General features: G+C 67.3%; 18 protein-coding genes and 2 pseudogenes. 3 read left to right on the forward strand and 17 right to left on the reverse strand.

What is annotated here, in order from left to right:
- Window positions 1–596: 596 nt before the first annotated feature.
- From NDY25_RS21155 to NDY25_RS21185, 7 genes and pseudogenes are all read right to left on the reverse strand, one after another.
- Window positions 597–2,597, reverse strand: coding sequence for a chemotaxis protein CheA (locus tag NDY25_RS21155; protein WP_168958818.1), 2,001 nt, complete (start codon window positions 2,595–2,597; stop codon window positions 597–599).
- 33 nt (window positions 2,598–2,630) lie between these two features.
- Window positions 2,631–2,996 carry a response regulator gene (locus NDY25_RS21160; protein WP_002806565.1) on the reverse strand — a complete coding sequence of 122 codons (366 nt, stop codon included), beginning with the start codon at window positions 2,994–2,996 and terminating at the stop codon, window positions 2,631–2,633.
- A complete protein-coding gene (locus tag NDY25_RS21165) occupies window positions 2,993–3,301 on the reverse strand; it encodes an STAS domain-containing protein (protein WP_023903904.1) in 309 nt (102 codons plus the stop codon). The genes NDY25_RS21160 and NDY25_RS21165 overlap by 4 nt, the downstream gene beginning before the upstream one ends.
- Before the next feature lie 103 nt (window positions 3,302–3,404).
- On the reverse strand, window positions 3,405–4,640 hold the full coding sequence (locus tag NDY25_RS21170; protein ID WP_168958819.1) for a chemotaxis protein CheW: 1,236 nt from the start codon (window positions 4,638–4,640) through the stop codon (window positions 3,405–3,407).
- The gene (locus tag NDY25_RS21175; RefSeq protein WP_006452730.1) at window positions 4,637–5,419 is read right to left on the reverse strand and encodes a ParA family protein; all 783 of its coding nucleotides are present in this window, start codon (window positions 5,417–5,419) and stop codon (window positions 4,637–4,639) included. The genes NDY25_RS21170 and NDY25_RS21175 overlap by 4 nt, the downstream gene beginning before the upstream one ends.
- A 1-nt stretch (window position 5,420) precedes the next feature.
- Window positions 5,421–6,396, reverse strand: a pseudogene (gene motD, locus NDY25_RS21180) (flagellar motor protein MotD).
- Window positions 6,397–6,403: 7 nt separating this feature from the next.
- Window positions 6,404–7,144: a flagellar motor protein gene (locus tag NDY25_RS21185; RefSeq protein WP_006452732.1), complete on the reverse strand. Its 741-nt coding sequence runs from the start codon at window positions 7,142–7,144 to the stop codon at window positions 6,404–6,406.
- Window positions 7,145–7,768: 624 nt separating this feature from the next.
- On the opposite strand from NDY25_RS21185, the gene NDY25_RS21190 reads away from it, so the two are divergent.
- Window positions 7,769–7,975 carry a type II toxin-antitoxin system RelE/ParE family toxin gene (locus NDY25_RS21190; protein ID WP_168958820.1) on the forward strand — a complete coding sequence of 69 codons (207 nt, stop codon included), beginning with the start codon at window positions 7,769–7,771 and terminating at the stop codon, window positions 7,973–7,975.
- A 9-nt stretch (window positions 7,976–7,984) separates the two neighbouring features.
- The gene (locus tag NDY25_RS21195) at window positions 7,985–8,284 is read left to right on the forward strand and encodes a HigA family addiction module antitoxin (RefSeq protein WP_168958821.1); all 300 of its coding nucleotides are present in this window, start codon (window positions 7,985–7,987) and stop codon (window positions 8,282–8,284) included.
- Between the two features lie 210 nt (window positions 8,285–8,494).
- Here the strand turns inward: NDY25_RS21195 and NDY25_RS21200 are convergent, their stop codons facing one another.
- The 5 genes from NDY25_RS21200 to NDY25_RS21220 all read right to left on the reverse strand — a co-directional run bounded on the left by NDY25_RS21200 (window position 8,495) and on the right by NDY25_RS21220 (window position 13,296).
- The gene (locus NDY25_RS21200) at window positions 8,495–9,361 is read right to left on the reverse strand and encodes a TonB-dependent receptor domain-containing protein (RefSeq protein ID WP_256627660.1); all 867 of its coding nucleotides are present in this window, start codon (window positions 9,359–9,361) and stop codon (window positions 8,495–8,497) included.
- On the reverse strand, window positions 9,265–9,507 hold the full coding sequence (locus tag NDY25_RS21205) for a hypothetical protein (RefSeq protein WP_256627661.1): 243 nt from the start codon (window positions 9,505–9,507) through the stop codon (window positions 9,265–9,267). Before NDY25_RS21205 ends, NDY25_RS21200 begins: the two co-directional genes overlap by 97 nt.
- 5 nt (window positions 9,508–9,512) lie before the next feature.
- On the reverse strand, window positions 9,513–10,640 hold the full coding sequence (locus tag NDY25_RS21210) for a TonB-dependent receptor (RefSeq protein WP_256627662.1): 1,128 nt from the start codon (window positions 10,638–10,640) through the stop codon (window positions 9,513–9,515).
- 81 nt (window positions 10,641–10,721) lie between these two features.
- Complete coding sequence (locus NDY25_RS21215; RefSeq protein WP_256627663.1) at window positions 10,722–11,648, reverse strand: hypothetical protein; 927 nt, start codon at window positions 11,646–11,648, stop codon at window positions 10,722–10,724.
- Between the two features lie 694 nt (window positions 11,649–12,342).
- Window positions 12,343–13,296 (reverse strand): hypothetical protein, encoded by a 954-nt coding sequence (locus tag NDY25_RS21220; protein WP_256627664.1) that lies wholly within the window; start codon window positions 13,294–13,296, stop codon window positions 12,343–12,345.
- 148 nt (window positions 13,297–13,444) lie between these two features.
- Between NDY25_RS21220 and NDY25_RS21225 the strand changes: the two genes are divergently transcribed.
- Window positions 13,445–14,164: a hypothetical protein gene (locus NDY25_RS21225; protein ID WP_256627665.1), complete on the forward strand. Its 720-nt coding sequence runs from the start codon at window positions 13,445–13,447 to the stop codon at window positions 14,162–14,164.
- On the opposite strand, the gene NDY25_RS21230 is transcribed toward NDY25_RS21225, so the two are convergent.
- From NDY25_RS21230 to NDY25_RS21260, 5 genes and pseudogenes are all read right to left on the reverse strand, one after another.
- On the reverse strand, window positions 14,116–15,006 hold the full coding sequence (locus NDY25_RS21230; RefSeq protein WP_168958824.1) for an ABC transporter ATP-binding protein: 891 nt from the start codon (window positions 15,004–15,006) through the stop codon (window positions 14,116–14,118). The two genes, NDY25_RS21225 and NDY25_RS21230, sit on opposite strands and share 49 nt — an antisense overlap.
- A 564-nt stretch (window positions 15,007–15,570) precedes the next feature.
- Window positions 15,571–16,326, reverse strand: a complete 756-nt coding sequence (locus NDY25_RS21235) for a class I SAM-dependent methyltransferase (RefSeq protein ID WP_168958825.1) — start codon at window positions 16,324–16,326, stop codon at window positions 15,571–15,573.
- Between the two features lie 102 nt (window positions 16,327–16,428).
- A complete protein-coding gene (locus NDY25_RS22870; RefSeq protein WP_168958826.1) occupies window positions 16,429–19,398 on the reverse strand; it encodes a salicylate synthase in 2,970 nt (989 codons plus the stop codon).
- A gap of 4 nt (window positions 19,399–19,402) precedes the next feature.
- Window positions 19,403–20,178, reverse strand: a pseudogene (locus NDY25_RS23250) (thioesterase II family protein).
- A complete protein-coding gene (locus tag NDY25_RS21260; protein ID WP_256627667.1) occupies window positions 20,175–21,281 on the reverse strand; it encodes a Gfo/Idh/MocA family oxidoreductase in 1,107 nt (368 codons plus the stop codon). The pseudogene NDY25_RS23250 and the gene NDY25_RS21260 overlap by 4 nt, the downstream one beginning before the upstream one ends.
- Between the last annotated feature and the right edge of the window lie 2 nt (window positions 21,282–21,283).

Here is a 21,283-nt window from a genome sequence, read left to right on the forward strand (position 1 = left end):
GAGCTGATGCGCGTTCGTCGATGCGTCTGCGTTCATCGTCGCTGCGGCGGGTGCGCTGCGTATGAGGCGTTGCGTTGCGTCGTGCAATGAAGGGCGGCAACGGCGGCAGTGCCAGCGTGTGGCGAGTGGGTGCGTGGTAACGACAAAGCCCCGGCATCGCTGCCAGGGCTTTGTCGTTACCGCACAACATCGGCGGCCTTCGCGGTTTGGAGCGGCTAACAAAACTACGTCACGCCAGCCTACTGCAGGCCGGCTGATCTGCTGTCTGGCTGCAGGGCCCTTGCCCCGCCCACCATCGCGGGACACGCCGCAAGTACGTCCATGTAGGCTCTTACGCGGCATCCATGCCGCGTAAGGTCCCGCGACGGTGGGCAGGCAAGGACCAGTCGAGATGGTCGGTATGCATGGTTTTAAACAATGCAACCAGCAGACTCTCTGGTGCGGTGAGGGCACCGCGCATTCGACCCACTCAGTGTTTGATCTGGACTTCTGACTGCATCCACCAAGAGACGGCCGACAAAACCACTGCAGTCACTGACAGGCGCTCGCTAGGTTTTGTTAGCCGCTCTTAGTGCCTTCTTCTGCGGCTTTGCGTCTTACGCCGCCTGCGGCACTTTCAACGAACGCACCAGGCCACCGATGTCCACGATCAGCGAGACCCGTCCATCGCCGAGGATGGTGGCGCCGGAGACGCCCGGGATACGGCGATAGTTGTTTTCGATGTTCTTGACCACGACCTGCTGCTGGCCGAGCAATTCGTCCACTTCCAGCGCGATCTTCTGGCCGTCGCCTTCGACCACCACCACCAGCGATTCCTTGGAGGACTGTTGCCCGCCGAAACCGTAGTAATTGGTGAGCGACAGGATCGGCAGATATTCGCCACGCACCCGCAGTACCCGGCCGTCGCCCGCCATCGAGCGGACATCTTCCGGTGCCGGCTGCAGCGCTTCGAGCACGTAGGACAGCGGCAGGATCAGGGTTTCGCCGGCGACCGACACGGTCATGCCGTCCAGGATGGCCAGGGTCAGCGGCAGACGGATCAGCACGCGGGTCCCGCTGCCGGCGTTGCTTTCCAGCTGCACTTCGCCACCCAGGCCCTGGATGTTGCGGCGAACCACGTCCATGCCCACGCCACGACCGGACAGATCGGTGACTGCGTCAGCGGTGGAGAAGCCAGGTGCGAAGATCAGATCCCACACCTGCGCATCGGTCGGGTTGTCCGGCACGGCGATGCCGCGTTCGGCCGCTTTTTCCAGGATCTTGGCGCGATTGAGGCCACGGCCGTCGTCGCTGACTTCGATCACGATGTGACCGCCCTGGTGCGATGCCGCCAGGGTGATGGTGCCGGTCTCGTCCTTGCCGGAGGCGCGGCGCGCATCGGGCATTTCCAGACCATGGTCGATCGAGTTGCGCACCAGATGCACCAACGGATCGGCGATCTTTTCGATCAGCCCCTTGTCCAACTCGGTGCTTTCGCCAATCGTGCGCAGACGCACCTGCTTGCCGAGGCGGCTGGAGAGGTCGCGCACCAGACGCGGGAAGCGGCGGAACACCGCATCGACGGGCAGCATGCGCACGCCGATGACTGCTTCCTGCAGATCGCGGGTGTTGCGTTCGAGCAGATCCAGACCGGCAAACAACTGTTCGGCATGCGCCGGGTCTAGGCCGGTGGAGACCTGCTTGAGCATGGCCTGCGTAATGACCAGTTCGCCGACCAGGTTGATCAGCGCATCGACCTTGTCGACGCTGACGCGGATGGAGCTTTCGGCTTCGGCAGCGGCGGCCTTGGCAGGCGTGGCAACGGCGGCGGCAGGTTCTGCAGCGGCGGTTGCTGCAACCGCGACGGCGGCAGTGTCAGCCGCGTCGACCGCCAGGCTCGGCGGCGGGCCGGGCACGGCCATCGGGCGGATGTCCAGCTCGCAATCGTCCACCACCCAGGCAAAGGTGTCTTCGATCTTGCTGCGCGGAATCTTGCCGATCAGGCCCAGATCCCAGGCCAGGTAGGCTTCCAGCGGATCGATGTTTTCAAAGCCCGGCATGCGCTCAAGACGGGCGGCAATCTGCAGCGGGCCCAGGTGCTCGAGCTCGCGGATGATGCGCAGCGGGTCGTTGCCGCTCATGAACAGCGACGGCGCCGGGGTAAAGCCGATGTGCCAGGCTTCGGGTTCTTCTTCCTTCGGCTTGGCAACGACCGCAGCCACCGGTGCTTCGCCAGCCAGCACCGCGTTCAAGCGGGTGTGCACGGCCTTGACCGCAGCCGGGTCGGCCGGGGTGCCGTGTTCGGCTTCGCGCAGCAGGGCGCGCAGCACGTCGACCGAGCCGAGCATGGCATCGACCGCATTGGGTGCGAGCTGGCGCTTGTTGGAGCGCAGTTCGTCCAGCAGCGTCTCCAGCACGTGGGTCAGGCCGGCGACGGCCTCGAAACCGAAAGTGGCAGCGCCACCCTTGATCGAGTGCGCAGCGCGGAACACCGAGTTGATGATTTCCGGGTCGCGGTTGCCCTCTTCAAGGGACAGCAGCCCGGCCTCCATCGCGTCGAGCCCTTCACGGCTTTCCTCGAAAAAGGTGGCGTGGAAACGTTGCAGGTCCATGCTCATGGGTGCGAAATCCGATGGTGAAGCGAGAGAGAATTAACCCAGAACTTTCTGGACGGTGGCGATCAGCTGTTCTGGATTGAACGGCTTGACCAGCCAGCCGGTGGCACCGGCAGCTTTGCCTTCGGATTTCTTGTCGGCCGCCGATTCGGTGGTGAGCATCAGCATCGGGGTGAACTTGTAGTCCGGCAGCTGGCGCAGTTCGCGAATCAGCGAAATGCCGTCCATGTTGGGCATGTTCACGTCGGTGACCACCGCGTTGAAGCGCTGGCCCTTCGCGCGGCCCAGCGCAACGGCGCCGTCTTCGGCTTCTTCGACGGCAAAGCCGGCAGAGGTGAGGGCGAAAGAGACCATCTGGCGCATTGACGCCGAATCGTCCACCACCAAGATACGTGCGCTCATGCGGCGTTCTCCACAGATTTCAGGTTGTCATTGGATGCGGAAAGTCCGAGCGCGTCGGTGACGCCGAGCAGACGGGCCGCATCTCTAAAAGTGTCGTTGCAGCCATCGAACTCGGTGTTCAACCCGGCCTGGCGGCGGGCCTGCACGAAGGCGCAGAGCAACTGCACGCTGGCGGTGTGGATGCGGCGGACTTCACCGGCGTCAAGCACCAGATCGCCATCCTCCGCGAGGACTGCGGCTAGCTTTTGCTTGAGGTCGGTGCTGGTCTCGATGCCGAGATCCTCACCCAATGTCACTGTACTCATCGTTGCTCCGAACGGACGGTTCTATGCGTACTAACGGCGGGGGGCGGGAAAGCTTTAACGTTGAATCTGTGTGCGTGCATGTGCGCGTCAGCTATGCGGCGCATCAGTGCAGCAGATGGCTGGCATCGAGCAGGATCATCGGCTGATGGCCCAGGCGCGCGACGCCGCGGAACAGGTTGTTGGAGATGCGGCACAGGCGTGCGTTGTCCGGCGGCTCGATCTGCTGATCGGTGAGGCTGGTGACGTCTTCCACCGCCGACACGCGCAGACCCATGGTTTCGCCGTTTTCTTCCAGCACCACCACGCGGGTGTGCAGATCCATGTCCACCGCCGATGCACCAAGATGGATACCCAGATCCATCACCGGCACCACCTGGCCACGCAGATTCATGATGCCGAGCATCGCGCTGGGGGTGCCGCGCAATGGCAGCAGGGGCACCGGCAAGACCACTTCCTGCACCTTGAGCAATTCGAGTGCATACGTCTGTTCGCCGCAGCGCAGGCGCAGCCAACGCGTACTGCGTTCGGCCGCGCGCCGTTCGGCATGGATGCGTTCGGCCTGGCCGGGTGCGAGCAGCGCTTCAAGGCCTTGCGGATAGATTGATGGCGGCGGCGCGCGGTGCGGTGCGATCGGCGCTTGCGCAGGGCGCGCAGGTGCCGGTGCGGCTGGTGCGGCAAGACCGAAGGCCGGGTCCGCATCCATCTCCGACAACAGATCGGCACTGGAGGCGGCGGTGCCGAAGGCCGGGTCTGCGTCCATTTCGGCCATCAGATCGGCCGTGCTCATGAACGGGCTGGGCGCTGAGGTGGCGAAGGCGGGGTCGGCATCCATCTCGGCCAGGAAATCGGCGGCGATGTCTGCAGCGCTCGGCGCGGCAACGACCGGCGGGCCGAAGGCCGGGTCGGCATCCATCTCGGCCAGGAAATCGGCGGCGATGTCTGCAGCGCTCGGCGCGGCGACGACCGGCGGGCCGAAGGCCGGGTCGGCATCCATTTCGGCGAGGAAATCGGCAGCGATGTCTGCAGCGCTCGGCGCGGCGACGACCGGTGGACCGAAGGCGGGGTCGGCGTCCATTTCGGCGAGGAAATCGGCGGCAATCGCTTCGGCGCTGAGCACGGGGGTGATCGCTTCCGGCACAGCGACGGCCTGCACAGGTGGCTCTGCCAGCGCGACGTCTGCATCGGTGTCGGCAAGCACCGGTCCCGCGGCGATGTCGGCAGTCGCCACCGCAGCGGTGACAGCAGCGGCAGTCACGGCAGCGGGGATCTCCACGCCGGCATCGTGCAGCAGGCCTTCCAGATAATCGTCGAGCTCACCGTTGGCGGTGTGGTTGCTCATGCGGCTTGCTCCATGGGCATCGCGTCATCGGCCAGCACCCATTCCAGCGCGCGGCGATAAGCAGACAGGCCACGACCCTGATAGTCGCCGCCGGTAGCGGGAACGGTCAGCGCAGCGGCGTTACAGATACGGGTATCCACCGGCACCGCGTCTTCCCAGACCACGGCGCCATAGGTGGCCTGCATTTCCTTGAGGGTGTCGGTGCCGGCGCGGGTGCGGCGGTCGAACAAGGTCGGCAGGATCGACACCGGCAACGGGCGGCGACGCGAGCGCTGCACCATGTCGGCGGTGCGCACCATGCTGGCCAGGCCATGCAGGGCGAGTGGCTCGGCCTGGGTCGGCACCACCACACGGTCGCAGGCGGCCAGGGCATTGATCATCAGCAGGCCAAGGGTGGGCGGGCAGTCCAGCAGGATGTAGTCGTGCTGGCCGGCGTGGCGGGTCATGGCGTTCTGCAGGGCCAGGCCCAGACCGGGCTGATTGGCGCTGCGACGTTCCAGCGTGGCCAGTGCCGCTTGCGCGCACACATAGGACAGGCCAGGGATGCTGCTTTCGTGCAACAGGCTGGCCAGATCGCTCGGCGGGGTGCCGAACAGGTCCAGTACCCCGCGCGGCGGCGGGTCCACCGCCACGCCGAACGCGCGGGTCAGCGAGGAGTGCGGATCGAGGTCGACCAACAGCACCCGGTGGCCGAGCGCGGCCAGGCCGCGACCCAGTGCCAGCGTCGTGGTGGTCTTGCCCACGCCGCCCTTTTGGTTGGCGATTGCCCAGATACGCATCTCACTGCACTCCTTGAATTACGGCGGGGACGGAACTTGTGCCGCTTTCGGTGGTGACGGCCGTTTGGCCGCCGTCAGACTTGGGAAGCTTCGGCGCCCCGGCGGCGGTCGCATGCATCTGCGATGGCGGATCGGGTGCGAGTGAGCCAGCCGAATCAGCGAGGATGATCAACACCACACGCCGGTTCGCATTCCGTCCCGCCTCAGTGCTGTTATCGGCACGTGCGCGGAATTCTCCATAGCCCACCATCGCCAATCGCTGCGGGGCGACACCGTCGTCGGCAAACAGGTGCACCACGCTGGCGGCACGCGCGGCCGACAGCTCCCAGTTAGAGGGGAAACTGTGCGGTGGCGATCGGCTGGTTATCGGTATAGCCCTCCACGCGCACGCCGTTGGGCGCATCGCGCAGCACCGAGGCGAGGGTGGACAGCGTGTCGCGGGCAGTGCCGGCCAATGCGGCCGAGCCGGTGCCGAACAGAATGTCGCTGTTGATCTCCACTTCGATCCACAGATCGTTGCGGCGGATGGTGATGAGTTTCTTGTCGATCAGCGGCGCCAGCGTCTTGCTCAGTTGCGCGGCCACCGCATCCATCTGCCGCTGCGCACGCGCCAGTTGCGCCTGGTTGCGCAGCGACACCGGCATGCGCATCTGCGCGGCCATCGATGGCAGCAGGGTGGGGTCGGTGGGGCCGTTGGAAGCCGCCATCGGTGCGCCGGCCTTGATCACCGACGGGCGGTCGTAGTCCGCCCCCAGGGTCTGGGTCTTGCCGATCTGCACCGGGCTGGCCGCATTGGACGAGCCACCGAACGCGGTGGTCAAGGCCTGCGCCATGACCTTGTACTTGCCCTCGTTGAGCGAGGAGATGGCGTACATCACCACGAAGAACGCCAGCAGCAGCGTCATCAGATCGGCATACGGAATCGCCCACGCTTCGTGGTTGCCATGTTCTTCGTGATGTTTGCGACGGCGGGCCATGACGGGCTTAATGCAAGTATCCGGCCAATTTCGATTCGATGTTGCGCGGGTTCTCGCCCTGGGCGATCGCAATCAAGCCTTCGATCGCCATTTCGCGCTCGTTGGTACTGCAATGGATCACGCTCTTGAGCTTGGCGGCGACCGGGAGAAACAGCAGGTTGGCCGAGGCGATGCCGTAGATGGTGGCGGTGAACGCGGCCGCGATGCCGTGGCCGAGCATGGCCGGGTCGGCCAGATTCTTCATCACCGCCATCAGGCCGAGCACCGCGCCGATGATGCCAAGCGTGGGCGCGTAGATGCCCATGCCTTCGAACACCTTGGCGGCGGCAAGATCCTGGCGCTCCTGGTTGTCCACTTCGATCTCGAGCATATGCCGCATGGATTCGGGCTCCACGCCATCGACCAGCATCTGCAGGCCTTTGCGCAGGAACGCGTCGTCCTGGCGCGGGAGTTGGTCTTCCAGGCCCAGCAGGCCCTGGCGACGGGCGATGTTGCTCCATTCGACGATGCGCGCCAGCAACTGTGGGCGGTCGCTGGCCGGCGGCTGGATCACCCAACGCAGGATCTTGAAGGCGCGGCGGAAAACTGCCGGGGAGGTGTGCAGCAAAATCGCCGCCACGGTACCGACGATCACGATCAGGAAGGCAGCAGGCGACCACAGCGACGAAATACCGGCGCCTTTCAATACGCTGCCGCCCACGATCGCCACGATCGCAAGTAGCAGTCCGATAATGCTGAGTCTGTCCATGGAAGCGATATCGGCCCAAGCGCGGCGGACTTGATAGGCGCGCTTGGTTGAAGCGCCAGAAAGTTGTCGTTTTGGGCTGAAGGCCCATTTCCTGCTGGCTTAAAGCCCCTCTCCCGCCGGGGCGAGAAGGCACAGCTTGCGCGGCATGGGCGCGCGTGCCTTGGAGCGCCCGCGCCGCAAGCGCGGGCCGGGGCGCGGAGCGGGGGTTGGGGTGAGGGTACGGTTTTTCAGGGTACGACCAGGCCCTCGCCTGCGAGTCGCCGGCTTCGGTAAGCGGCGCCAGCGCGGCCGGGGATCGGCTCCTCGGCTCGGTCAGACATCCTGTCTGACTCGCCGCGCGGCACATCCGTGTGCCGCTCTCCGCCAATCCCCAGCCACGCTACCGCCTCGGTACGTTGTTGCTGTGACTTCGAAAAGTGCTGAACGCGGTAACGACGAAGTTGCCTGAAGCCCCTCTCCTGCGGGAGAGGGGTTGGGGTGAGAGTACGGTTGGCCAATGTCATTGCAGCAGACGTACCCTCATCCGGCGCTACGCGCCACCTTCTCCCGATGGGAGAAGGGAACAGTAACCGCGCGCATTAGGCGCATCACTACTCGAAGGCGCTAGCCTGGCAATTCCTGTACATGCAAGCTGTAGCCGAACGGAAGCTGCAATTGCTGGGTTCGGCGCAGACGCTGGAGTTCTTGCGCAGCCCGCCGGGCAACCGGCTTGAGCTGTTGGCAGGTACGCGCGCAGGTCAGCACAGCAGCCGCATCAATGACCAATGGCGGGTGTGCGTTGTCTGGACTGACGCCGGCCCAGAACACGTTGAGATTGTCGATTATCACTGAGGTGTTGCCATGCGGCCCACGAACAAACTGCGCGCCATCCATCCCGGCGAGATTCTGCGGAAAGACTTCATGCTGCCATTGGGGTTGACCATCAACGGCCTGGCGCGGGCGCTGGATGTACCGGCAACGCGCATCCACAGCATCGTGCACGGCGAGCGTGCCATCAGCGCCGACACCGCGGCACGGCTTGCACGCCACTTCGGTGGCGATGCGGCGTCCTGGCTGGCGCTACGGGCCACCCACGATCTGAAGACCTTGCCCAACCGCAGCGAGATCGAGCGCAATGTGCGGCCCCGTGTGGTGGCGTAGGGACCCGACTGGCACGCAGGATGCCCGCGCCGGCGCGCCATGCACGTCAAGCGCTGACGGCTAGCGCCAGCGTAGCGAGCACGACGCGCTGCTTGAGGATCTGGGCGCTTGTGCCACGTTCGTGCTGCGCGGCACTCCCGCAGGCACTGCGTGTGGATGGAGCGAGCCAAGTGCCTCAAATCCCAGAATCGATCGGTAAGAGGCCTGCGCTCAGAAAGCGTATTGGAACCCCAGGCCCAGCGTGCGGCCGCGCGCCGGCAGGCCGGTGATGACGCCTGGAGCAGCGTAGTTGCCGTAGAGGTCGTAGCGATCGTCGCCGAGATTGTCGGCCCAGGCATACAGCTCGGCATTGCCGTTTTCCAGGCCGATGCGCAGGTCGATTTTCTGGTAACCGGCCAGTTCGAAGTTGTTCTGTGGATTGGCCGGGCGATTGCCGACGCCGCGGTAGCCCAGACGTGCATTCAGCGCGGGCGCCGCCAGGCCCCAGAACTGGGCCAGCTCGCGGTGGTAGGCAAGACTGAGGTTGCCGCTCAGGTGCGGAACATCGGAGACACGGTTGCCGGCGGCGACATCGCCACCGGAGACGCCAACGGCGGTACTGGTGATGTTGGCATCGATGTAGCTGAGGCCGGCGCCGAGCGTCCAGCCGCTCGGCAGATGCCAGTTGCCCTGCAGTTCGGCGCCCTTGCTGCGGGTGTCCGCATTGACCGTGCTGACCGCCAGCGTCGCGACGTCATAGCCAAGCAGATGGTCGTCACTGACCTGGTTAAGGTACACCGCGCCGTCCAGCGAGAAACGTAGGTCTGCGGAGGCATGCTTGAACCCGATCTCGCTGCTGTTCACCGTGGCGGCGCGATAGGGCCGGCTGTCGATCGGCTGGGTCGCGTAGTCGTTGAACCCTTGCGATTTGTAGCCGCGTGCGTACACCGCATACACGTTGGTGGTGTCGGTCCAGGCGTAGGACAGCGCGGTGCGGCCGGTCAGGTAATCGTCGCCAACCCGGCGGCTGTCGCCGACAGCGCTGCCGCTGACGCGATACAGCCCGCGATAGGTCTTGCGATCGCGCGAGTAGCGCAACCCCCGGTAAGCTTGAACGCCTCACCCAAGGGCAGCGTGGCTTCGCCGTACAGCGCATAGCTGTCGGTGCCGAAGTCGCGCTGCTGCTGGTTGCCGGTGCTTGCAAACAGCGAGTCGAAACTGCGCTGCGAGTGCAGCAGGTTCACCCCGGTTACCCAGAACACCTGCGCCTGCGGCAGCGAGGACCAACGCAGGTCCTGGCTGTTGACGCGTTCTTCGGAGACGTCGGTGGCCAGATACTCGAACGCCGAGCCGAACAGGGCCTGGGTGAGGCGGCGGTCGTACCCCTGCCGCCGGTGAAATCGGCGCTGGTATGTGCGGTGATCGAAGTGATACGGCTGTTGTCGAGGTCATGGTCGATCTGCAGCGAGTAGCGCCGCATTTGCTTGCGGTTGCCATCGAACACGCCGGGCGTCAGGTCCAGGCTGGGCTGCTCGCCGAACGGACGCAGCACCTCCTGCGCCACCTCATGGCGGGTATTCTGGCCTTCGAGAATCAGCAGCGCCTTGGTGCTGTCGGCAAGGTCCCATAGCAGGCTGCCGCGCAGCGCGGTTTCTCTGGGTTCGACCAGTGGGCGGCCGTCCTGTGCGTTATCCACCCAGGCGTCGTAGCCGCTGTGACGCACCGCGATGCGCCCGGAAAGATGCTCGGACAGCGCGCCGCCAAGCGCGGCTTCCTGCAACTGCTGGCCCTGCTCGCCGGCTTCCACGCGCACATAGCCTTCGCGTTCGCGGGTTGGCCGGCGACTGGTGACATTGATGGCGCCGGCTTCGCTGTTGCGGCCGAACAAGGTGCCTTGCGGCCCCTTGAGTACTTCGACCTGCTCGACATCGAAGGTCGCCAACGAGGCGTGGCGCATCGAGATCGCCACGCCATCGACATTCAATACAACCGAGCCGTCGTCTATGCTGACCTGATTGAGCGAGCCGACGCCGCGGATGCGGACATTGCCGTCGTTGCTGCCGCCGTAGGAGCTCACGTCCACGCCGGGCGTGTTGCGCAGCACCTCCTTGATGTTGAGCAGACGCCCGGCCTCGATATCGCTGCGACGCGTCACGCTGAGGCCGAACGGCACATCCTTGGCGCTTTCGTCGGCCAGCCGGGCACTGACGGTGACGGTGGGCAGGTCGGTGGCCTGTTTGGCATCGTCGTTAACTGAGCCGGAGCCGGAGTCGGCCAGCGCGGCTACCGGCAACAGGGCAATGACGATGGCCACGGCGAGCGCGTCGGCGCAGTAACGCGATCTGCCGCTAGCGGCAAGCAATACGGTGGACGGCATGGAGAATCCTTGGATGGGCAAAGGCGGGGAGGAGAGGGGGCTGGCGCTGCTGCAGCGCCACGGTTGGCTGGCATCGCGGAATCAGGGCGGTGGCGCGTTGGCCGCGTCGGGATGCAGCAGCACCTGTTGCGGGTTGCGCTGATAGGACGGCCAGGCGTCGAGCAGCAGTCCGTCGCTGTCGGGTGGATAGCGCGGGTAGCTGGATGGCGCGGCCTGCAACCGCACGACGCCGTGGTGACGCGTGAGCAGGCGGTAATGCGGGAGGCTGTCGGTTGCACGTTTCCAGCCGCCGCCGTGCCAGCGCCAGCGGCTGGCGTCGATGCGGGTGCCGGCGCGATCGCGATGCAGTGACAGCTGCGAAGCCAGCGGTGCGCCCAGTTGTTCTGCGGCGGCCTGCGGCCCGGCGTGTGCGGCCAGTGCATCGGCCAACGGCACCCGTGCGGCGAGCTGGCGGGTTAACGTGTCGAAATCCTGCGGGCGCTGGCGCGCGGTCCAGTCCAACGCCGCCAATGCGGCGTAGTGCTGCGCCCAGCCGGAACTGCGCGCCAGGCTCAAGGCGTCGACCGGGACATCGCTGTCGGCCAGCACGCGTGCGGTGGTGCCCGAGGCGCGGATCAGTGCCTGCTGCAGGGCGGCCAGCCCATCGACATCGCCGACACACAGCAGGCCGAGCGCACCGGCCACGCCGTCGCCCAGCCAAACGGCGCTGCGGCCCTGCCGCAGATCGGCTGCGTTGGCCAGGGCTTGCCGCGCCAGTGCCGAGGCAATGCGCGCGCGCCGCAGCGAGCGGCCAACGCCTAGATCGGCCACGTCCCAGCTTGGCGCTTCCGGCAGCACCAGGGTGGTGCCGAGCAGACGTGGTTCGCCCAGGCCGCGCGGCCACTGCGCGATCTCCTGCACCACGCCGACGTGTCCCAGCCGCCGCTGCACGCAGGCCTGCATGGCCTGCACGTCGGCGCCGATACCGGGTGCGCTGTCGGCCAGGTGGCGGTCGTGGGCGATCCGCACTGGACCCCCAGGGTCTGGTGCGGATCAGCCGCCCATGCCACTGCGAACGTCAATGGACCCTGCGTCTGGCCATGTGTGCCGGCAGTGGAGTCGGTGCCGCCACGTTGCAACGACCAATGCCATGTCCCGCTCGGGGCGATCGCGTCGCTGGCCACCGATGCGGCATCGGGCGGCAGGACGACAGCCTCACCCAGGCCGTAGCGACGCCGATCGCCGGCGCTTCTGAGCACCCGATCCGGATCCAGCCCAAGCCGCGGTGCAGCGTCCTGCGCACGTAACCAGAAGCCGGCGTGACCCAGCCATGGCGGCTGGCCGTCGGCCGACCATCCGTTGGGCGCGAGCGACCACCGCAGTCGTACCGTACAACCGGCGGCACGGGTGGCGCAGGTGCCGAGCGGCACGACCAGATGCGCATAGGCGACCTCCGCGCTCACGCTGCGGCCGTCGACCGTGGCGCGCTGCAGCGCGAATCCGTTCGGCAGTTCGGCATGCAGGTTGCCGCTAGCGGCCCGTACGCCGTGCAGCGTCCACTCTCCCTGCAGGCGCTCGGCGGCTGGATCGAGCTGCAGGCGCAGGTCGCCGCCCGCGACCTTGTAAGCACCTGCTTCGGCCAGCCAGCGCCGTTCCCAGGCGGCGTCCTCGCGCTGGATGAGCGCCAACGGCCGATAGCCGCCATGGCCGATCAGCTGGGCATTCAGCAGCGTGCCCAGCCCCAGCAGACCGACCAGCGCAACGCTGGCGAGCACGCCCCCGGTCCGCGCAAGCGGTTGCAGAGCTGCCCGGCGCGCTGGCGCAACCGGCTATCGACGCCGCGTGGCAGCACCAGCACCGCAGCGGCGACCAACAGTGCGCCCAGCGCCAGCTTGTAGCCGTCCAGGGCGAGCAGATACGCGCGCCAGGGCGCCCAGCCGCTCAGCCCCGACAGCTGCAGATGGACCGGAATGCCGACCTGGTACAGCGGGTAATCCGCCATCCCCAGCTCATGGTTCACCACCAGGATGAAGGTCAGCAGCATCGACAGGCTGTAGGCGACACCGGCCCGGCGGCACAGCGCATGCACCAGAAAGCTCAATAGGCCCAGCTCGAGCAGCGGCGGCGCCATCACCAGCAACTGATAGAGCAGGGCATCGCTCAGGTCCAGGGCCGCAGGCAAGGCGAGCGCGGTGACCAGCACGGCGGCGGCACCCGGCAGCAGCGACAGCAGCACGGTCGTGGCGATCACCGCCAAGGCGCGCGCGAACGGGCGTAGCCAGATTGGCGCAGGGAGCGCATCGAACATGCTGTCGAAACCATCCACCTGGTCGCGTCGCCAGACCCAGCCGACCAAGGCGGCGATCAGGAACGCGATCACCAGATAGGTGGCGTCCTTGAGCAGCGGCAGCAGCAGGTCCGGTCGTGGCAGCAGCGGGCCGTCGGCATGCCAGATGCCGTGGACGAATGCGCTGAGTACGCACATGGCGGCCAGGACGGTCATGCCGGCCCACCAGCCACGGCTGCGTGCGAGTTGCCGTAGCTGCCAATACGTTTCCAGCCACAGCGCGATCCCCCAGTGCGACGCAGCAACCGGCGCCAGTGACCGCTGCACGGCCAGCATCTGGATGGCCGCCGCGGCGGGCACGGCAGCACGCGGTGCCGCCGTCTCCAGCACCAGCGATTCGCGTCGGACGCCATGCAGTGCCCAGGCCAGCAGCGCCAGCGGCAGTACACCCCAGACCGCGCGGTTGAGCAGGGAACCCCGGCGTCATCGGCAGCAACGCGGTGGATTTCTGCAGGGGCGTCCAGGCCTCGATGCGGGTATGCGCAAAGGTGAACAGCGACGGATCCAGCACTGCCGCCAGCAGCGGATTGATGTCGCCGCCTTTGAGCACCACCACCGCGAACATCCACAGCAGCATCAACAGCGCCGACAGACCGAAGGCGCCGGCCACGCTGCGGGTGCGCAGGGTGATCAGGTAGTACAGCGCGCCGATGCCGGTGCCGGCCGGCAGCAACAGCCAGCCCCAGGCGAACAGCAATGCGCGCCATGGCAGGGCAGCGATCGAACCGGCTGGCACCAGGCCCAGCCAGCCCAGCACCGGGGCGGCGATGAAACCCACGATCAACGCACTGGCCAGCAGCGCGCCGACCAGTGCGGCGCCAATGAAGCGTCCCCACAGCAAGGCCGGCAGGCAGATCGGCAGCGACAACACCACTTCATGCAGATCGGCCTGGCGGTCGCGCAGCAGCGGTTGCGCAAACACCCAGGCCCAGGCGAAGAACAGGAAGAACATGCAGCCGGTGGACATCAGGTAGATCAGGCTGGGAGCGTTGCGCGGAATGTCGGTGCCGCCCATCTGTTGCACGTAGTCGGCATTGGTCAGGCACATCAGCAGATAGCCGGCCAGGCCGACGAAAACCAGGCCGACAATGCCGCTGCGCAGCCCGGCGCGCAGCTCCGCGCGCGCTTCCTGCAGCAGCTGCGCTGCGCTCATGCCGCCTCCGCGACGTTGGCATGCGCCTGCGCCAACGCGGCGTAATACACGTCTTCCAGGCGCGGCAGGTGCGGCACGAAGCGTGGATCCGGCGCCTGCTGCGCCAGTGCGATCACGCGTGAGCCCTCGGGGCTGGCGGTGGCATGCAGATGGGGCGGCAATGGCTGACCGCGCGGCACCACGCAGTGCCACAGGCGACCGCGATAGGGCGCTATCAGCGCGTCCGGGGTGCCTTCGGCGACGATGCGTCCGGCCGCCAGGATCGCCAGGCGCCGGCAGAGGTTTTCCACGTCCTCGACGATGTGGGTGGACAGCAGCACGATGGCGTCGGCCGCCACCTCGGCCAGGACATGGTGGAAGCGATTGCGCTCGGCCGGATCCAGCCCGGCGGTCGGTTCGTCGACGATCAGCAGACGTGGCGCGCCCACCAGTGCCAGTGCGATGCCGAAGCGGCGCAGCATCCCGCCGGAATAGCTGGCGACCTCGCGGTCGGCGACCTGGGCCAGATTGACCTTCTCCAGCAGGCCGTGCACCTCGTCGCGGCGCTCGCCTCGGTCGGTGCGTCCCTTGAGCCAGGCGAACCGATCCAGCAGCGTGCGCGCGGACATGCCGGGATAGGCGCCAATCTGCTGCGGCAGATAGCCCAGGCGGCGGCGCAGGTGGTCAGGGTCTGCGAGCACGTCCACACCATCCAGCTGAATCCGGCCGCTGTCGGGGGTTTGCAAGGTGGCCAAGGTGCGCATCAGGCTGCTTTTGCCGGCACCGTTGGGCCCGAGCAGCCCATACATGCCAGATTGCACATGCAGGTCCACCCCGGCGAGCGCGTGGACGCCGTTGCGGTAGGTTTTGGTCAAGCCTTCGATCAGTAAGCCGGAGGTGGCGGTCATGCGCGTCCAGTGCCTTGAATGTGAGGTGCCGTAAATGTGGGAAAAACGCAGCGCCGGCGACGTGCTGCGACGCGCAGACGCAGGCGATGTCGATCCGGTTTGGTGCTGCGCCAGCCGGGCGGTCGTGTGTCGTTGCATCGCCGGTGGCGCAGGGATGCGAGTCCCTCGCAGCCTCCAGTGCCCGCAGAGGCCGGTACCGTCAGTGCCGGTGGGCGATCACAGGCGCAGCGCCGGAGTGCCGCCGTCGCGTGCCGATCCGCCTTGGCATGCGGTGGAACGCCGGCACTTTCACTGACGCGGACAAGGTGTCGGTCCGCGGCACAGGGGGTTGATGGTCATTGATGCAGTCGGTGTCGGGACGCAGTCGCCAAGTGAAGGTAATGTTATGTTTTAACATAACAATTGATGTCCGTCACGGTTAATGGTTGTCGACAGCGCACTTGCCTCGCAGGAATTCCCCGCGCGCGACCGCGCTTCAGGTCTGTAGCGAGCGCAACGCGTGCCGGATCGCGCGAGCGCGTTGCCGACGGCGTCCGCACCATCGGTCAAGGCATGACCGCATGCCTATGCCAGCCGTAGCAGCGCAGCGGGAACCGGGCTGTCGGTCAGCCGCTCGGCGGTGAAGCCGGCTGCAGCGGCTTCGTCCACTACGGTGTCCAGGCCGAACGCCCGCCACTCGCGCTCGATCGCAAAGCTGCGGAGTTGTGTAGCGCCGTCGCTTTGACCGAAGCGCGTCCGCCAGCGGATGAGCTCCGGGTCCGCTCCGGCGGGTTGCCCGCTGAGCCAGATCTGGTAACGGTGCCGTCCCACCTGGACGTCGGCCACCTGCGACTCGGGGATGGATTGCGGCCGGTCCAGCGGCATCACGTCCACCAGCACCACGCCTGCCGGTGCCAGCGCTGCCGCCAGTCGTGGCCAGAGCGCGCGCCGCGTGGGCGGGTCGAAGAAGCCGATGCACCCGCATGCCAGCGCCACATCGATGCTGGCAGGCAACGGGGCCTGGGCGATGTCGGCGGGGGTCACGGTGACCCGGCGGCGCAGTTGGGCGTCGGCAAGGATGCGCGCCATCAGCCCTACGCGCATCGAGGCCGAGGGTTCTATGGCGTGGATGTCGGCCAGTGGCAAGGCGTCGGCGATGAGCTTGAGCGCCATGCCGGTGCCTGTGCCGATGTCGAGCACGACGCGTGCGTCGGGGCAGGCGGCGCGCAGGGCACCGGACACCGACGCGTGGCGCGCTGTCCAATGTTGCTCGGACAGGATGTCGTACCACTCGGCGGACTGGGTGTACGCGTCCTGGGATGCGGCGAGGTTGTCTGTCATGGGGGCTCCTGGTGAGCGGTGATGTGCGGCGATCGACGTGGGAGGCAGGCGTTTGTGCAAGGTCGTGCTGGCGGGGTCGTGCTTAGCGAGGTGCAGGGGATGTCAGTCGGCGGCGTCGGGGAGGGGACGTCGGCGTAGATGGCAAGCTACCGAGGCCAGTTTTTCGCAGGTTTCCGTCCATTCCCGTTCCGGCGTGGAGGAGGGCACCAGGCCGGCGCCGGCCTGCAGCCAGCAGCGCTCGCCGTGTCGGTAAACCGCGCGCAGGACCAGTGCGGCGTCCATCGCGCCGTCGCTATCGACCAGCAGGACGCAGCCGCTGTAGAGCCCGCGCGGCGCCGGTTCGTGGCGTCGGATGCTGTCCAGCGCCTCGCGTTTGGGAATGCCGGATGCGGTCACCGCCGGGAACAGCGTCTCGAAGGCACTCCAGGCATCGCGGCCCGATGCCAGCCGGCCGCTGACCCGCGAGGCGAGGTGTTGCACACTGCCTCGGCAAGAGACCTCCATAAACTCGCTTACGCCCAGAGAGTCGGGGCTGCAGATGGACGCCATTTCCTGCAAGGCGAGCTTCACCGAGACGGCGTGTTCGGCGATTTCCTTGGGGTCGGCAAGCAGCTCGCGGCGTAGCCGTTCGTTCTCTGCCGAATCGCCGCACAGTGCGCTGGTGCCGGCCAGCGGTTGAGTGGAGACCCGGCCCAGGGCGTCGATTTCCACCACCGTCTCGGGGCTGAATCCATAGGCCTGGAAGTCGCCGTCGCGCAGCAGAAAGGAGCGCGCCGGCGTGTTGCAGCGACGGCCTGCCAGATAGCTGGCCACCATATCGAGGTCTGCCGGCGCTTCGACGGTGCGCGACAGAATGACCTTCTGGTAGGCATGCGCATGCATCTCGGCAAGGGCAGCGGCGACGTGCTGCTTGTAGAGGTGCTCCTCGCCTGCGTGCGTGTCCACACCGATCTGGACAGGTTGGCCCGCCGCCGGCTCGCTGGCGGCATCCTGGGCGACCACGCGCGCTTGCAGGTCATCCAGATCGGTCGAATCCAGTGCACGCAGCAGCGCCTGGCCGGGGCGCAAGCGGATTTCGGCGCGGGGAATGGACAAGGTGAGCAATGGCCGGCTGCCCTGGCTGCCGCCAAGGCCATGCAGCAGGTGGGCCAATTCGAAATCGGCGCGGCCATAGGCGCGCCAGCCTTCGAACGGAATCCCGGCGAGCGCCTGGGCGACGCCCGCGCACGGCGAGGACGCCGGGCCGAGCGTAGCGTCGCTGCGGCGCACGGTTCCGTCCGGCTCGATCACCACCTGCATTACCGCATCCAGGCCGATGCTGCATTCGTCGCCGCGTTCGTACAGCGTGTAGTGCTGCGACTCCACAGTGGCGGCCAGCCGCGTGGCCAGCTCCAGTGGCGGGGTAGTCACTGCAATGCGGCGTTCGGCGTAGCGCGCGGCGGGCGGCGGTGATGCTGCGGATGCGCTGGCGCGCCGCTCCTGGGCGATTGCGATCAGCCGCTGCTTGTCGATCTTGCCCACCGGGGTCAGTGGCCAGGCTGCGATCGTTTCCGCTTGGTCGGGCAGTTTGAAGGCGCTCAGGCCTTGCGCGCGCAGCGCCTGGCGCAGGCTGGCGGTATCGATGCCGCTGTCGTTCGGCTGCACGAAGGCGCAGATTCGCTCGCCCAGCACGGCGTCGGGTACCCCCACGACCACCGCTGCCCCCACACCGGCAAGCTGGCCGAGTGCGCACTCGACCTCGGCGGTGGAGATCTTCTCGCCGCCGCGCTGGATCTGCTCCTTGATGCGGCCTTCCACGATCAGGTTGCCGGCCGGATCCTGGCGCACCAAATCGCCGGTGCGGTAGTAGCCATCGCGGGTGAAGCTGCTGGCATGCTGTTCGGTGGCGCGGTAATAGCTGCCGATGGTGTAGGGGCCGCGGGTGAGCAGTTGCCCCACCTTGCCCGGCGGCACCTGTTGCTCGTGCTCGTCGACGATACGGATCTGGTCCTGCGGTGACAGCGGCCGTCCCTGGGTGTGCAGGATGGTGTCGGCCGGATCGTCTAGCCGGGTGTAGCACAGCAGGCCTTCGGCCATGCCGAACACCTGTTGCAGCGGGCCCAGTGCGTCGGGGACGCGCCGTGCCAGTGCCGGTTCCAGCCGCGAGCCGCCGATCTGGACCAGGCGCAGACTGGACAGGTCGCTGTCCTCCCAGTCGCGGGCCTGCACCCACAACTGCGCCAGCGGCGGTACCAGCGCCACATGGGTGACGCGTTCGCGTTCGATCAACGGCATCGCCTCGTCGCAGCTGGCACTGCACGACAGCACCACGGTGCCGCCGCGCGCCAGCGTGCCGAGGATGCCGGGGCAGGCCAGGGTGAAGTTATGCGCGATCGGCAGCACGGCCAGATACACTGTGGTCTCGTCCAGCCCGCATAGCTCGGCCGAGGCGCTGAAGTTGTAGGCGTAGTCGCGATGGGTGCGCGCAATCAGCTTGGGCACGCCGGTGGTCCCGCCCGAGAGCAACAGCAGCGCGGTGTCGCCAGGCGCAGGAACCGGCCATGGCCGTGGTTCGTCATCCAGGCTGGCGAGCGCGTAGGTGCCGGGAGCCTGTGGGCCGGGCTCGCCATCGATGACCACCGCGCGCAGGCAGGTGTGCGCCTGCGCCATCTGCGCGGCCAGCGGCCGGTAGTCGAAACCGCCGACCTGGTCCGGCACGAAATAGGCTGCCGGTTCGGCCAGGCGGCACAGCGCGTCGATGTCGTGCGCGCGTTGGGTGGGCATCGCCAGCACTGGAATCACGCCCAGGCGCAGCAGCGCGAAGCAGACCGTGACAAATCCCATGCCGTTGGGCAGTTGCAGCATCGCGCGGTCGCCGCTGCGCAGTCCCAACGCATGCAGGCCTGCGGCCAGCCGGTCCACGCGGCGGTCCAGGTCGGCGAACGAGATCCGGCTGTCTTCGTCCACCAACGCGGTGCGGGACGCATGCAGATGTGCCCAGCGGCGCAGGCATTCGCCCAGCGCGGGATGCGGGTCGGACGGGCCGCAGGCCGAGGTGGCGTCTGCAAGCGGGTTGCTGCTGAGTGCGTTCATGGAGTCACCTGGCGTGGGTCACGCCTGTGGAGTGGAATGCGAAGCGGCGCGCCAGATGGCTCAGGAAGGCCCGTGGCCGCCGGGTGGCGTAGAAGTGGTCGCCGGCGATGCAGACCGGGCCGTCGGCCTCGTGTAGCCACTGCGCCCACGCCGCAACCTCGCTGTGATCGGCTTCGGCGTCGTTGCTGCCGTGAATCAGCAAGGCGGGCGTGCGCAGGCGCTGCCGGTCCGATGAAGCGGGGCGGTGATAACGTTCGGTAGCGCGGAAGTCGGCGCGCAGCATGGGCAGGAACAGCGCCATCAGTGCAGGCTCGGCCAGCAACTCGGCGCTGCAGCCGCCGATGTCGACCAACTGCGTCAGGAAGGTGCGGTCGTCCAATGGGCTGAGCAGCCGTCGCCCGCGTAGGTGGGGCGCGTGGCAACCGGACAGCGCCAGGCCGGCCGGCGATTCCCCTGCCGTTCCAGCAGCGCACAGGCCTCGAACGCGACCTGAGCCCCCATGCTGTGGCCGGCGAGCACTGCGCGCTGCGGGGCGATCTGTGCTTCGACAAGCGCTGCGACCAGGTCGGCGGCGAGCGTACCGATGTCCGTGCTGCACGCCTCGTGCAGGCGATGGTCGCGGCCGGGATAGATCGCCAGGGACACCTGCAGCGCGCCTGCGTCGATGCCGTGCCAGCTGCGGAAGGCCGCGCCGCTGCCGCCGGCGAACGGGCACAGCACCACGTGCAGCGCCGGGTCCGGCCCGGTCACCAGGGTGCGCAGCCTGCCGCCGTGGGTCATCGAGCCGCGATCGGTTCGGCGTGGCCCGGCGTGGCCGGGTCGCGCAGGTCGAGCAGACGCGGCGCGGGCAGGCTGCGCGCGTGGGCGGGGCCGGCGCAGCGCAGCACCTGTTGCCACAAAGTGGCCAGGGCGAGTTGGTAAGCCGGATCGAACGCCGGCGGCAGCGCAGCGCCATCCAGATGCTGACCCAGCAGCTGCAGCACCCGGCCCACGCCGGTGGGGCCGTCGATCTCGAGGCTGTGCCGCCAATCCGGCGGCGCCGGGTGCAGTACCTGGGTGGCGGGGCGCGCGAATGGATCCTCGTCCTGGTCGTGCGCGCGCTGGTACAGACTGCGGTCGCTGTCGTGGTGGTGTGGGTCGTACAGCGCCGCTGTCCACAGCACCGGTCCGTGACTGGCTTCCAGCGACAGATAACCGGACGGCCAGCCCAGCGTGAGCTGGTGCATGACCAGGCTGTGCAGGTCCGGATCCTGCGGGTCCAGATAGGTCTGCAGGCGCAGCGACGCCTGGCACTGCCCCAGATTCAACCGCAGCAGCCGGAAGGCCCGATCCTGGTCGGCGGTGGCTTCGACAGCGACGTCTTCAGCGCTGCCAGAGACCTGGCAGGCCTGCAGCAACAGGTCCAGCGACGAATACAGCAGTTGCCGGCTGGTAGTCAGCTGGGCGAAATGCGCCGCCTCACCGTCCAGCAACTGGCGCACGCGGCGCGCCCGATCGATCCAGCACGCGCCGGCCGGGGTATGCGCGTAGTAACTGTTGATCCAGTAGGCCCGGCCTTGCGCATGCGCCAGTGCCTGCAGGCGTGCGGCGTCGTCCGGGTGCATGGGGTGCTCCTGGATCACGTGCATCCCGCGGCGCAGAAAGGCCTCGGCCAGCGCTGTCCCGGTGCCGCCCACCACGGTGGAGCGCACCACCACGCAGGCGATGTCGATGTCGTCGGGGAGTTGTTCGATGGCGGTGTACAGCGGAATCCCGAAGGCATGCGCCAACTGCTGCGCGCGTGCACTGCCGGTTGCCAGCAGGCCCGCCAGCTCCAGGCCGGGCTGGTCCCGCAGGAAGGCGTTGAGGTACATCTCGCCGAACTTGGCGCCGGCGATCAGCACCC

It is taken from the genome of Xanthomonas hortorum pv. pelargonii (assembly GCF_024499015.1).
Lineage (GTDB): Bacteria > Pseudomonadota > Gammaproteobacteria > Xanthomonadales > Xanthomonadaceae > Xanthomonas > Xanthomonas hortorum_B.